We start from the raw sequence: 13607 nt of genomic DNA on the forward strand, positions 1-13607 counted from the left end.
TAGCTAATCGGAAAACTACTTTTTCTTAACCGTAGTAGTGGTTTTCTTAGTAGTCGTAGTACGCGGCTTGGCATTGATGATATCTAGCGCATTCTTAGCCTCTTTGTTGGCCGGGTCGATTGCCATCACTTGCTGGAAGTAGGTGCTAGCACCGGCTTTGTCGTTCTTTACTTGCAAATCGTACACCCCGAGGTAGTAGTTCGATTCGATCAAGCCGTTGCGGAATTTAGCCGGGTCGGCACCTTCCGCCTTCGAGAGCTCAATGTAGCGCTCGTAGTACGGCTTGGCTAAGCCTTTCTTCGAATCCGGGTCTAGGTTGTTGTTTGTGCGAGCCCGGGCCAGCACGCCGGGGCCGTAAGTTGGCTTAGCCGTCAAAATAACGTTGTACACGCTGTCAGCCTGGGTATATTTCTTAGCGTTGTCGTACGCTGAGGCCAAGCGGAATACATCTACCAAATCACTCTTATCAGGGTTAGCGTTGATCTTTTTCTTAATCAGGCCAATTGCGCGGTTATAATCTTTCTTGGCAAGAAGGGCAGAGGCTAAATCACCCTCCAGTTCAGCCTTCTTGGCAGGATCGGGAGCGGAAGCAATAGCCTTCTGCAGAATAGCAATGCCCTCGTCGGGATGGCCACTCCGCGTCAATATGCGCGCCTGGTACACATAGTCTTCAGGAAGAATCTTGCCAGCCGGTACCAACTTCATGTACGAATCCATGGCCGTAGCTGCCCCAGCGTAATCGCTGGTTTCATACAGCAAGTATGGCTTCAGGCGGTTCATGGTGAGGTTGTTCGGGTCGCTTTGCAGCGCGCCGTTTACTGCCGTGAGAGCCTCTGGATACTTTTTCGTCAAGTATAGGAAAGAAGCATACTGCGCATCGGTACGGGGAGACTTCTCCGATAAGCCCACGTATTTCTGGAACGTGCTCAGTGCTTGGTCGTACTGGCCAGCGTAGTAGTACATGTCGGCCAACTCGCGGTAAGCAGGGGCGTAGCTCGGATCCAATTCAACGGCTTTGTTGAGGTTGGTGCGGGCCTCGTTGTAGTTACGGGCACGCACATTCAGCACGCCTTTTTCATAATAAGCCGGTGCGAAACTAGGGTTGGCCGCAATGGCTTGGTCGAAGCTGTTCATGGCTTCGCCTCCGCCTTGTTCGGTGTTCATATACATTTCGCCCCGGGCCAGCATCAGCGTAGGATCCACCTTGCCCTTGTTTGCGGTCTGAGCACTGTTGACAAAAGTCACGGCTTTGTCAACGGTCTTCACGCCATCTGCCTCGGCGTAAGCCTGGGCAATCATAGTCAATACCTTGGCGTCTTTGTTTTTGGTGGCTTTCGCCGCCGCATCAAACTGCGCATCGGCCGGCGCTATCTGGCCTTTAGCCAGTAAAGCACGGCCGGCGGCAACCTGGCCAAAGGGCGAAGAGCCGCTAGCTTTGTTAAAGTAAAACGCCGCTGAATCGGGCATGTCCCGGAACTGGTAGATGCGGCCTAATTCGAAAGCATTCTCCGGCGTGCTGCCTTGGCTCAACGCGGCCCTGGCCTCGTTGTAGCGTTCGTGCTGAATTAAGGTCTGCACATTGTTGGTTTGGGCGGTGGCCGCCGTAGTACCGGCTGCCAAAGCGGCGGCAGCGAGCAGGGGCTGTTTCCAGGGCTTGAAACTCATTGGAGGAGGGCTGGTGAAAAAAGAGGATTTAATGAATTTTACGCAGAATAGCGACTAACGTTTGGGAGTAGTCACGACCCGTGCTTGCATTTGGGCTGGCAGCAGCCCAGATTTTTGAAAAATCAGCTGGCCGTTTTTGCCGGCCACAAATGAAGCAAACCCACTGCCTAAACCGGTGCGAGCCTCCCGGTTGATGACGTATAGGTTGCGGCGCAAAGGATAATTCTGAAGTTCGGGGTACTTGGCTATTTGCTCCGGCGTCTTCTGGGCCAAGTTAACTTGGTAAGGCTGGATGTAATCGTCAGGCTTCGGATTGGGCCTGGCTGTGATGCTAGCCACGCGCACCTTTTGAAGAAATTTCATGGCTGCCGGGTCATCGTGGTCAGAAATCCAATTCACCCCTACTACACCAATTGCGTTAGGATGATTCGCTACGTAGTCAAGCAAAGCCGGATTTGACGAAGCTGCGAACACCCGCGTCGTAAGTGGGGCCCCCTTCGTCAGTGAGTCGCGCACGAAACGAGCGGTGCTGCTACGGTTGGCATCAAAGACAACATTAATATCACCCAGTTTCTTTTGGTTGCTGACCTGGCTCCAAGTCTTGCTCTTGCCAGTAAATATGTCGCACAATTGATTAATTGTCAACATCGAATCCGGGTTGGACGGATGCAAAACGATGGCCAAGCCGTCGATGCCAATGCGCGTGGTGCGGGGCACGATGGTTTGCTTGGCAAAGGAGGCAATCTCTTCCGCATTTAGCTCGCGAGCAACCACGGCCACCTTCACCTTATCGTTCAGAAGGTCTACCATCATGTTTTCCTCTGGCTCAAAATGCAGCTTGACGTGCGCTTCGGGGTACAACTTACCAAACGTATCAACTTGCGCTTGCAGAATGGGCGCAAACGTCTCGTCAACTGCCACTGCCACGCTGCCACTGGTGGCGGTATCAGTGCCACCGGCTCCGCTGTTTGACTGGCAGCCAGCAAGCAATAGCCAGCCACCGGCCAGTGCGGTAAGGAAATGAGCAGGCTTAGCCATTGGAAAGGTCATCGGCGTCGGAGGGGGAAGAAGGGCGGAAGTTGGCGCGGTAGCTTCGTACAAAACGTACCAAGCCATATATGATGAAAACCAGCCCCAACAACCTCAAACGGTTACCAGTGAGGCCAATTTGAGCAAAGTGCATGGTCACGGGGCTAGCGGGCTGGCCAACCGTCCAAGCTAGCCAGGCCCCCATGCCCGCATATACCAGCGACATGAAAAGCAGGAAGTAGCGCACAAGGTGCCGCGGTGACCGGCCCAGGCGCTCTTCAGTGGTAGGTATGTTAAGCATTAAGCAGATTGGAAACGGCCTAAAAAGCCGGTTGGGAATCAGCTAAAACCGTTCCATTACTTCAAATGGTTCGACTAGGGCCCCACGAGTTGATTAACCAACGTGCAAAGAAATCAAAAATTACTACCATCGATCATTGCTTGGGCTCCAGAGAGCGCTCCGTCGCCTGCCATGATATGCAAAAACCCCGGCCGGGCCATGGCTCCGTCCGGGGTTCTATAAAATGTTGCGAGTGCAAACTGCAACAAAAACTATTGGATTTTGAAGGTAATCGGCACTGTAAAGGATACGCTCACGGCCCGGCCATTCTGCTTGCCAGGAATAAATTTGGGCAGGGTTTTCACCGCCCGAATCGTTTCCTCGTCCAAGCCAGAACCTAGGCCTTTTACCACTTTCACGTCCGAAACATCGCCTTCAGCGTTCACCGTGAAGCTCACAAAGATCCGGCCTTCAACCCCGTTGTTCTGCGCCATGCGCGGGTACTTGGTAGACTTCTGAATGGCGGCCACGATGGCAGCGTTGCCACCACCGCCCGGAAGTTGCGGCATTTGCTCTACGTATTGGTACACCTTGGTGTCCACTACCTCTTCCACCACTTTGTTGCCTTCACCTGAGAGTTCAGACAGATCCTGCGCATCGGTGTTGCCTTTTACGGTTACCGTTGCTACAGCTTTGTCTTTCAGCTCCTCTTGATCCGGCACGTCCTCCTGCTTCACCTCTTCGTCCTTCTTAATAACTGGAGGAGTGAATTTGATGGTCGTAAGCTTGGGCGGTGGGGGTGGGGGCGCCTCAGGGGGCGGGGGTGGGGGCGGGGGCTTGGTGTCGTCCAGTGGCGGAGCGTCCATCAACACGTTCTCGGTGAGGTTTTTCTTTAAGTCCTCTTTTGGCTGACGATCTCTAATGTATTGCGCGATAAGCGGGAAGGCTACCAGCAGTATCAGTAGAGCCGTCGCAATGATCAGCGACCGAGTGACGTTGCGCTGGTAAAGCTGGCGCAGTACATAGGCACCGTAGTTTTTATTACGGCCCTCGAATACGATGTCGTCCAAGCTAGCTTGGGCGATTTGTGCAGAATTCATCATAGCCCGGATTTCTTAATAAGGTCTTGATCGGACTTGGCAACTTTTACCAGCGCATATTTCCGCTGGTTGGTGATGTTCATCTCGTCGAGGATGTCCACCATGTTTTTATACACGGCCTTATCGTCGGGCTTGATGAGAATTACCGTTTTGGGCTGTACTCGCTGGCGATCCAGGATGACCTGACGGATGCCGTTGGGACCGTAGTTGGTAACTTTTAACTCAGCTGGGGCTTCGGCAGAGTTCATGCCGGCGTAGTAATACACCTTGTTTTTTTCGCCCATGATGATGGTGAAGGCCTCAGATTCTTTGAGCTTGGTTTGCTCATCCTCGTTTTTTTCCTTCACCGGCATGGTCAACTGCATCACGTTGGGCTTCGCGAACGTGGTGGTGAGCATGAAGAATGTAAGAAGCAAAAAGGCCAAGTCCACCATCGGTGTCATGTCGATTTTGGTCGACATTTTCTTGGCCCGCTTCTTTCCACCTTTGCCACCGGAATCGGCTTTTGCTTGTACTTCCGACATAGTTTCTAGTTAAGTACTAGTGGATGGGTTACTAGATAAACCGCCTTACTTGGCCACCACGGGCTTGTTCTCCAAGTCAGTGATGAGGTTGAAGCGGTTGATGTCCTTCTCTTGCAATACCTTGATTACTTGCTGTACCGTTGGTACGTCGGCGTTGCCATCACCTTTGATGGCAATAAATGTCTGCTTTTTGTACAGCGCTAAGTTGGCTTTGCGGGCTTCCATAACCCAGTCGATGAGTTGGTTGTTGAGAGAATCCATGGGAATGCCGGGCTCAGTCTTGGCCACGGCCTTGCGCTGGTCGGCGTCCATGCTCAGCAACGAGCCGAGTTGGCCAACGGGCACTCCAAAGTTGGTCAGGTTTCCGAAAGCTTTGGTTTGCGATGGGTTAAAGGTGACACCGTACTTGGCCGCCACCTTTTGCAGCGTTGCTACCTTGGCTTTGTCGTCGTCTAGGCCGAAAAAAACGCGCTTGTTCTTATCTATGGTCAGCGTAATAACGTTGCTTTCAGGCAGTTTAATGTCCGATGTTGACGAAGGCGTGTCTACCACGACGGTTTCTTCCGGGGCAAACTTGGTCGTCAGCATGAAGAACGTCACCAACAGAAAAGCCAGGTCCACCATCGGCGTCATATCCAGCGACGGCGAGGTGCGGTGCGGTTTTACTTTAGGCATTGTGCGGTGGGGTTAAAAAGGGAATGCCGTAGTAAACGGCATTCCCTGTGTTTTAGTGCGTCGGTGAAGACGGCAACCTAGACGTTAGCCGTCTGCGTGGTGGTGTGCTGGCCAAAGGTCTGCACAATGCTGAAACCGGCTTCATCGATGCTGTAAGTCAGCTCGTCAATTTTGCTGGTGAAGTAGTTGTAGGCAATGATGGCCAGGGCCGAAGTACCAATACCAAAAGCCGTGTTGATCAGAGCTTCTGAGATACCAGCGGCCAGTTTCACGGCATCAGGCGAACCAGCTTGGGCCAGGGCCGAGAAGGCGCTAATCATACCGAACACCGTACCGAGCAGACCCGTCAGGGTAGCTACTGAGGCAATGGTGGAGATAATCACCAGGTTTTTCTCCAGCATCGGCAATTCGAGGGCGGTAGTTTCCTCAATTTCTTTCTGGATGGCCAACACCTTTTGGTCGTTGTTCATGCCACGCTCGGTCACCATTTCCTTGTATTTCAATAGGCCAGCTTTTACCACGTTGGCTACCGAACCTTTCTGTTGGTCGCAAGCAGTAAGGGCGCCGTTGATGTCGTTGGCGTTCAGCTTCTGGCGTACGGTGCGCACAAAACCTTCAATGCTCTGCGAACCTTTGGCTTTCGAGATGGTCAGCAAGCGCTCAATCGAGAAGGTGATAACGCACAGGAACATCGTAATCAGAATCGGCACAATGTTACCACCGCTGTATACCGTGCCCAACAGGTCACCAGGAAGCGGCGCGTTGGTGTTGACACCGCCTTGGAAATGGCTGCCGTTGCCGAGGACGAATTTGAAGATAACGTAGGCGACGACGAAGGCCAGAATAATTACGATTACGGAGAACAGCGAGGCACCCCCGCTGCTTTTTTCGGCGGCCGCAGCCTTAGGAGCGGCCGGGGTGGTGGGCCGGGGGCTCGTGTTCAGGGCATTTTTCTGTTCCATTATTCCGAAAGGTTTGGGTTGGGGGGTTGGGAAGAGGTAAAAATTAAAGGAAAAAAAAGGAAAAAGCTAAGGCATGCTAAACAAAAAAGAAAAGCGGCCTTGCTCGAGCCAGACTAGGGATTGGATACCCTGGAACGAAGTACGGAAGAGAAAGAGCTGACGCCAGAAGTAAGTCAAACGATAATTCAGCTAGACAAACCTAACCAAAATCTTTGGCGCAGCCAAAGAAAAAACCGTTTAAGCAACCTCGCGGCACTCGGTTGAGGTGTGCAAGAAAGCTATTTTTTTATGGAAGAAGCAATAGATGATGCCGCTAGCTGGCGTTTCGCTCCTTCCCAATACTCGTTCATCTGGGTTAAAGACAAATCAGCTAAGCGATGGCCATCGGCTGCCGTAGCCCCTTCAAGGTGTTGAAAGCGACTGATAAACTTGCGGTTGGTGCGCTCCAGGGCCTCTTCGGGATTGATGCCGGCAAAGCGGGCAAAATTGACAAGTGAAAATAAGAGGTCGCCAAATTCATCTGCGGCTCGTTCGGCCTGCATTTTTTCAGGCTGACCGTGGCCGTACTCGTCTCCGAACTCGCCTAACTCCTCTTGCACCTTATCCCATACCTGAGCTGGGTCGTCCCAATCAAAGCCGGCGCCGCGCGCTTTCTCTTGGATGCGCATTGCCTTGACGAGGGCGGGCAGCGAGACGGGCACACCGCTTAGCACGCCGACATTGCCCTTCTCTTGCAGCTTGAGCTGCTCCCAATTGCGCTTTACAGCCGCCTCATCGGCGGCCTGGGCGTCGCCGTAGATGTGCGGGTGGCGAAAAATAAGTTTTTCGCATTGGGCATTAAGAACATTGGCGATATCGAACGCTTCCCGTTCGGCGGCAATGCGAGCGTAGAACAGCAGGTGTAGCATCACGTCGCCCAGTTCTTTCTCTAAATCGGGCAGGTCGTCACGCAAAATGGCGTCGCTGATTTCGTACGTTTCCTCGATGGTGAGGTGGCGCAGGCTCTGCAACGTCTGTTTTTTATCCCAAGGGCATTCGGTGCGGAGGCGGTCAAGCACGTCGAGCAAGCGGCCGAAAGCGGCCAATTGGGCTGGGCGTCGGGTGGGCCCCAACAGGGCCCCGGAGGCAGGCGGGTGGTTTTCCATCGTTTCAAAGATAGACCGAACTGGGCCCAACCCGGTGCGGTTACGTATTTTTGCCTCCCTTTACATTTCTAGTTCCGTGACCCTCATTAAATCTATCTCTGGCATTCGCGGCACCATCGGTGGGCCGGTCGGCCAAGGCCTTACTCCCCTCGACGTGGTGAAATACGCCGCCGCCTACGGTACCTGGGTCATGGCGCAGTCCACGGCGGCGCGCATGGTTGTCATCGGCCGCGACGCCCGCATTTCGGGCCCCGTGGTGAGCCAACTCGTGGCCGCTACTTTGCAAGGCCTCGGCCTCGACGTGGTGGACTTGGGCCTGAGCACCACGCCCACCGTGGAGATGGCGGTGACCGCCATGCAGGCAGCTGGCGGCATTATCCTCACCGCCTCGCACAACCCCAAGCAGTGGAATGCACTGAAGCTGCTCAACGCCGATGGCGAGTTTTTGTCCGACGCTGCCGGTCAGCAGGTGCTGGCCTTGGCCGAAAGCGAAGCCTTTGACTTTGCGCCCGTTGGTAAGCTAGGGCAGTACAGCACCGACGATGATTTCCTAGCCCATCACATTGCGGCCGTGGTGGCGCTGCCACTAGTGGACGTGGAGGCCATACGGGCCCGTAATTTCCGGGTGGTGGTAGACGCCGTGAATTCATCGGGCGGCTTTGCGGTACCGCAGCTGCTGGCAGCCTTGGGCGTGATGACGGTAGAGAAGCTGCACTGCGAGCCCACGGGCAACTTTGCCCACAACCCCGAGCCGCTACCCGAGCACCTGCGCGACATTGCCAAGATGCTAGAAAAAGGCTCGTTTGACCTCGGCATTGTGGTGGACCCCGATGTGGACCGCTTGGCCCTGGTGAGCGAAAACGGCGAGATGTTTGGCGAAGAATACACGCTGGTGGCCGTGGCCGATTACGTGCTGGGGGCCCTGGGTGGTGGCAATACCGTGAGCAACCTAAGTAGCACCCGGGCCCTGCGTGACGTAACCGAACGGCACGGGGGGCAGTACGCCGCCGCCGCCGTGGGCGAGGTGAACGTGGTGACCAAGATGAAGGAAACCGGCGCCGTAATTGGGGGTGAGGGCAACGGCGGTATCATCTACCCCGAACTGCACTACGGTCGCGACGCGCTGGTTGGCATTGCCTTGTTCCTTACGCACTTGGCAAAATCGGGCCTTACTGCATCGCGGTTACGGGCGTCATACCCAGGTTATTTTATCTCCAAAAATAAGATTGAGTTAACTCCGGAAATCGACACCGATGAGGTGCTGGCGCAAATGGAAAAGCGCTATGCTAAACAGCCGGTGAACACCATTGACGGCGTGAAAATTGAGTTTGATAAGGAGTGGGTGCACTTACGTAAATCCAATACCGAGCCCATTATTCGCATATATGCCGAGTCGGATTCGAACAGCACGGCCGACCATTTAGCGCAGAAAATCATCGCCGATATTAAGGAAATTATTGCCGTGAAGGCATAAAATAATCAATTAATAACGAGTGGGCGGCGGCCGGCAACGGGGCCCAAGGGCGGGTTGCTAGCTGCCGCTCACTTATTATTAACTGCTCATTATTAAAGGTTCAGCTCATGCACGCTTATTTCGACAACGCTGCCACCACGCCCCTCGACCCCGAAGTGCTGGAGGCCATGCTGCCTTTTCTGGGCCAGCACTATGGCAACCCCAGCAGCTTGCACGGGCCAGGGCGCCAAGTGCGCGCCGCCATCGAAAACGCGCGCAAAACGGTGGCCCACCTGATCGGCGCGGCTCCGGCCGAGATTTCCTTCACTAGCGGCGGCACCGAGGCCGACAACGCGGCTATTTTCGGTAGTGTGCGGGCCCTGGGTCTGCGCCACGCCGCCACCTCGCTACTGGAGCACCACGCCGTGTTGCACCCGCTGCAAGCCTTGGCCAAAGTTGGCGACATTGAGCTGAGTTACCTGCGCCACGACGCCCAAGGCCGCCTCGACCTGGCCCACCTCTACGAACTGCTGGCTATGCACCCGCGCAGCTTGGTGAGCCTGATGCACGGCAATAACGAAATCGGCAACCTGAACGACATCGAAGCCATTGGAGCCCTGTGCACCAAGCACGACGCCATTTTCCACACCGATACGGTGCAGACGATGGGGCACTACCGCCACAACGTACAGGCGTTGCAAAACCATTTTTTGGTGGGTTCGGCGCACAAGTTTCACGGCCCCAAGGGGGTAGGGTTTTTATACACTCGGCCGGGTACGCAGTCGGTGCCGTTCATCCACGGCGGCTCGCAGGAGCGCAATGTGCGGGCAGGCACCGAAAACGTGTACGGCATTGTGGGCTTGGCCAAGGCCCTAGAAATTGCCTACCGCGACATGGGGGCCCACCGCGCCTATGTACAAGGGCTGAAGGACCGCTTTATCGAGCAGCTGCGGGCGCGGGTGGCCGACGTGCAATTCAACGGCTGCTCGGCCGATGCCAACTGTAGCCTCTACACGGTGCTCAGCGTGAGCCTGCCGCCGTCGGCCATTAGCGAGATGTTGCTCTTTAACCTAGACATCAGCAAAATAGCCGCTTCCGGCGGTTCGGCTTGCACCAGTGGGGCCCAAGCGGGCTCGCACGTGCTCGAAGCCTTGGGCGTCGACCCCGACCGGGCCACCGTGCGCTTCTCGCTTAGTAAAATGAACACCGCCGATGAGGTAGACTACGCCGTGGCGCACTTGGCCAAGCTTTACCAACCGGTGAGCGCCTAAACTCGTTTGTAGGGCTCGAACCCACAAAAAACTCCGCCCGAAAACATTGTTTTCGGGCGGAGTTTTTTGTGGGTTATTTAGTGAAGCGGCCTAGCTTGCCATTAGGGTGCGAGCACTACACGGGCTGTACGAACGGCCCCAGCTAGCTGTACTCGCAACAAATAAAAGCCCTTGGGTAGGCCTTGTATATCAAGCGAGTGCGTACTGCCATTGGTGAAAGGGGCGTAATGGCGGGCCAATTGGCCAGTGGCACTAACTAAATCAACGCTGGTAGAAACGTCGCCCGCGGGTAAGGTAAACGCCAGCGAGCCGTGAGCAGGATTCGGAAAAACTTGCAGCGACGAGCTAATAGGCTTTCCCGCCGCAACGGCTAGCGCTGTGCCCATGGACTTAACGGCTCGTACCAGCGAATAAGCCAATCGCCCGTCGGGGTACCGTAGGGCTAAGCGATAATAAGCCAAGCCCAACAGGGGGGTGGCATCGGTGATGCGGTAGGCAGCGCCCGCCGCCTGAACGGTAGCATCCTGCGTTTGGATAGTAGTCCAGTTGGCACGGGTGCTGCTGCGCTGTACTTCGAACGAAGCAGCGCTAAATTCAGAAGTAGTCGTCCAGTCTAGCAGTACAGCATTGCTGGTGGAAGCGGCTTCGAAGCTAGCGAGTGTAATCGGCGTGGCCCCAGGTAAGCTCACGGCGTCGCCGCGCGAGCAGCCAAATGCCCCATATGATTTGCCCAAATAATCACCCGTCAGGTGGTCAATCTGGTAAATAATGCCGTCCTGAGCCGAAATAGCGTATACATTGTGGAGATTATCAGTAAATAGGGCGCCAATGTTTTGGCTACCTGGGGCGCCCGAGGCATTAGGGATGGGCACGGCCACCGCCGTAGTGCGAGCCACGGGCTGAGTAGCCGGGTTGGCAATGGTCAAGAAGTGGTTAGACGTGCCGATGTAAGCCACTAGCTCGTCGCGGTCAGTATTATATACCCAATCCTGAAAGCCACCGTCGGGGATAGGGGCCGTGCCCATATTGTTGAGGTAGCGCTCTGCGTTGGCCTGGTAGGTAGCGGTTAAGGCCGCCGAGGGCGCGTCGGAAAGATCTACTTGGTGCCAATCAGGGCTCAAAGTAGTGGTGGCAGCTGGTGCCGTAGCTAGCCCAGCTAGCGGCAACAGACCAACATGGAAATGAACGTCAGCCAAGCGGTAAGCACGGGCCACGCCGTCATAAAAAACCCGGCACGTTACTCCACCGAGGTAATAATTAGAACTTGCATCGCCATCGCCCACAAAATCAAGTACTAGCGCTATGTCGCGGTACATTTCAGTAGGCCCCGGAGCAGATTGGCCTGTAGTAGGCATGGGTGGGGCTGCCACAGGCCCCAAAGCAGTAGCGGCTGCCGTGGCCACATCGATGCGGAAGAGTGTGGGCGAAACCGAATTGCCAGAAACAAGCACGGCAGGGTCCAAGGGTTTCGATTGCAAACCGTAAATCACCGTTGTGTTGGCAGCATCGTAGCCCAAGGCATTGATTACAAGTCCATTTCCGTTCTCATTAACTGTGCCGATTGGAACCAGAGCCCCAGTGGTTAATACTGCTTGAAGCGTAGAGTAATTGTTGGCACTGCCTGGACATGCAGATGTAACTGCGTAGCTGTTGGTAGGAAGTTGAGCAAGCAATCGGATACTGCTTATTAGAAATATGATTATTGATAGAAATGCTTTCATGCTTAATAAACTGGATAGGATAGTAATATGCTTTTAGAGCTACGAATATACTATAAACTTACTAATAGATTAATTTCGCGTAAAATTTGAATTGCACTAATTTAATAATGTATTTAATGTAAACTTCAGAAAGAGGGGCTGGTCGTCTAGTTGTAGAGTTTGTTAGACTCTGGCCAATTTTTTATAATTTGCCAGTGCACTGCGAATGCAAAAGCAGGTTGTTAGGCCCCAACAGCTTTGGATTGGTGCGCATAGCCAGCCAACCCCCAGCGGCTGGTTTGCGTTGTCTGGCTTTGAGGGCGTAACCAGCATTTCCCGCTTCTCTCAACTGCTTTGGCCGAAATATTTATTCAGCGCAAAAGGAAGCCGCTTAGCCCGTGGCTTTTAATAGCCTTGGTGGCCTTGGTGCTTACGCTGGGTGCCTACTGGTACTTGCGTCCCGACCCCGCCGATGAACCTGCCCCGCCCGCTACTGACCAAACCGCACCGGTTGGCCCGGTAGTGGCCGATACTGCCGCTGTTAGGCTCGAGCAGGCGGCAGTTCCATCTGGGCCCGAGCAGGGCCCCGGGGGCCCCGCAGGTGGTACCCAAGCTGCACTACTGGCGCTGGTGCCAAATCTATCGGACCTAGCCGACCGGGCCGATTTGCGCAACGACGCCACGGTGCGCGAGCAGCGCGACAACTTGACCAGTGCCACCGCGCGCCTGGCCGATGGCGACGCCCAGGCTAGCCTGCGTCCAGGCCTTGTGGCGGCCGCCAATTTGCTTCGTGCCGTTCAGCAACGCGCGTACCCGGCACTTGACGAAGACGCGGCACGCTTGGTACAACAGGCTGGGCAATTATCTGGCCGCGACAACACGGCCGACGAGCAGCGGGAAAACCACGCTTTTCTGCAAGCTGTGGGGGCCCTACTGCAGGCCGAAAATACCCCGCCTGCTTCCTGATTTTTTTTATGGAACCCGTAATCAACTTGCGTCGCCTACGCGACTTGCCCGATTTTGAAGTAGCCGATGGCTACCCCGACGTGCGCGGTTGGGCTGTGCGCGGGGCCACTGGTACGGCCCTGGGCACCGTGTCGGAACTACTCGTCGATGCCGACGCCGAGCAGGTGCGCTACCTCGACGCCCAGCTCACTGGGGCCCCGGAACCTAAGCGGGTGCTGCTGCCGCTGCACTTGGCGGTGCTCGATGCTGAAGCGCGCAGCGTGTTCATTCCGTCGCTCACCGACGCGGCCGTGGTCGCATACCCTATTTACGCCGAGGAATTGCTGACGCCTGCCTACGCCGCGGCCATGCGCCAAGCGCTGGGCGAGGCGCTGTAAGCGGAAACCATAAGCCAAAAAAAGGCCGCTCCCGGAAGGGAGCGGCCTTTTTTAATTCCGGTAAAAAACCGAAACTATTTTTTAACTTCGGTCGTGGTGGTCGTGGTCGTGGGGGCACCAGCGGGGTCCATTTTGTCGGCTTTGTCGCCTACTGCTTCGCCCACGGCGTTGGCCGAGTCACGAACGGCATCAGCCTTGTTCTCCATGGCATCAGCTTTAGCTTCGCCGCCTTCTTTGATGGCGTCGCCTTTGGCTTCCATAGCATCTTCTTTTTTGCTATCGCAAGCGGTGAACGAGAGCGAACCGGCAGCCAGGGCGAGGAACAGGAATTTTTTCATCTTGAAAAGAAAGTTTAGAGAGGGTGAAATTTTGCGTTGATAAACTCAGTAGCTGGCTAGGCCAAGTGCCAAATCCAACGTTTTATACCCCGGGGCCCAAAAGGTAACCTCTGGTATATAAA

At 55.1% G+C, this 13607-nt stretch carries 13 protein-coding genes; 4 read left to right on the forward strand and 9 right to left on the reverse strand.

The window, feature by feature from the left end; all coding sequences use genetic code 11:
- Nucleotides 1-15 precede the first annotated feature (15 nt).
- From AXW84_RS02460 to mazG, 7 genes are all read right to left on the reverse strand, one after another.
- A complete protein-coding gene (locus tag AXW84_RS02460; RefSeq protein ID WP_068228178.1) occupies nt 16-1665 on the reverse strand; it encodes a tetratricopeptide repeat protein in 1650 nt (549 codons plus the stop codon).
- A gap of 54 nt (nt 1666-1719) precedes the next feature.
- The gene (locus tag AXW84_RS02465) at nt 1720-2703 is read right to left on the reverse strand and encodes a PstS family phosphate ABC transporter substrate-binding protein (protein WP_068228181.1); all 984 of its coding nucleotides are present in this window, start codon (nt 2701-2703) and stop codon (nt 1720-1722) included.
- A 543-nt stretch (nt 2704-3246) separates the two neighbouring features.
- The gene (locus AXW84_RS02475) at nt 3247-4077 is read right to left on the reverse strand and encodes an energy transducer TonB (protein WP_236943229.1); all 831 of its coding nucleotides are present in this window, start codon (nt 4075-4077) and stop codon (nt 3247-3249) included.
- On the reverse strand, nt 4074-4598 hold the full coding sequence (locus tag AXW84_RS02480) for an ExbD/TolR family protein (protein ID WP_068228187.1): 525 nt from the start codon (nt 4596-4598) through the stop codon (nt 4074-4076). The genes AXW84_RS02475 and AXW84_RS02480 overlap by 4 nt, the downstream gene beginning before the upstream one ends.
- 45 nt (nt 4599-4643) lie before the next feature.
- Entirely contained in the window at nt 4644-5273 is a 630-nt protein-coding gene (locus tag AXW84_RS02485; RefSeq protein WP_068228190.1) for an ExbD/TolR family protein, read from the reverse strand.
- A gap of 77 nt (nt 5274-5350) precedes the next feature.
- On the reverse strand, nt 5351-6235 hold the full coding sequence (locus tag AXW84_RS02490; RefSeq protein WP_068228193.1) for a MotA/TolQ/ExbB proton channel family protein: 885 nt from the start codon (nt 6233-6235) through the stop codon (nt 5351-5353).
- A gap of 278 nt (nt 6236-6513) precedes the next feature.
- A complete protein-coding gene (gene mazG, locus AXW84_RS02495) occupies nt 6514-7380 on the reverse strand; it encodes a nucleoside triphosphate pyrophosphohydrolase (RefSeq protein WP_068228196.1) in 867 nt (288 codons plus the stop codon).
- A gap of 76 nt (nt 7381-7456) precedes the next feature.
- On the opposite strand from mazG, the gene glmM reads away from it, so the two are divergent.
- Together glmM and AXW84_RS02505 are read left to right on the forward strand one after the other, a co-directional pair.
- Nucleotides 7457-8854: a phosphoglucosamine mutase gene (gene glmM, locus AXW84_RS02500; protein ID WP_068228199.1), complete on the forward strand. Its 1398-nt coding sequence runs from the start codon at nt 7457-7459 to the stop codon at nt 8852-8854.
- Nucleotides 8855-8961: 107 nt separating this feature from the next.
- Complete coding sequence (locus tag AXW84_RS02505; RefSeq protein ID WP_068228207.1) at nt 8962-10104, forward strand: cysteine desulfurase family protein; 1143 nt, start codon at nt 8962-8964, stop codon at nt 10102-10104.
- Nucleotides 10105-10205: 101 nt separating this feature from the next.
- Here AXW84_RS02505 and AXW84_RS24375 read toward each other — a convergent pair whose 3' ends face one another.
- Nucleotides 10206-11225, reverse strand: coding sequence for a T9SS type A sorting domain-containing protein (locus AXW84_RS24375; protein ID WP_157886768.1), 1020 nt, complete (start codon nt 11223-11225; stop codon nt 10206-10208).
- Nucleotides 11226-12221: 996 nt separating this feature from the next.
- On the opposite strand from AXW84_RS24375, the gene AXW84_RS24380 reads away from it, so the two are divergent.
- Both AXW84_RS24380 and AXW84_RS02520 read left to right on the forward strand, forming a co-directional pair.
- Nucleotides 12222-12770 carry a hypothetical protein gene (locus tag AXW84_RS24380; protein WP_157886769.1) on the forward strand — a complete coding sequence of 183 codons (549 nt, stop codon included), beginning with the start codon at nt 12222-12224 and terminating at the stop codon, nt 12768-12770.
- Nucleotides 12771-12778: 8 nt separating this feature from the next.
- On the forward strand, nt 12779-13147 hold the full coding sequence (locus tag AXW84_RS02520; RefSeq protein ID WP_068228218.1) for a PRC-barrel domain-containing protein: 369 nt from the start codon (nt 12779-12781) through the stop codon (nt 13145-13147).
- Nucleotides 13148-13221: 74 nt separating this feature from the next.
- Here AXW84_RS02520 and AXW84_RS02525 read toward each other — a convergent pair whose 3' ends face one another.
- Entirely contained in the window at nt 13222-13485 is a 264-nt protein-coding gene (locus tag AXW84_RS02525) for a hypothetical protein (RefSeq protein WP_068228221.1), read from the reverse strand.
- Nucleotides 13486-13607: the final 122 nt, after the last annotated feature.

Source organism: Hymenobacter sp. PAMC 26628, from assembly GCF_001562275.1.
In the GTDB taxonomy this organism is placed as follows: domain Bacteria; phylum Bacteroidota; class Bacteroidia; order Cytophagales; family Hymenobacteraceae; genus Hymenobacter.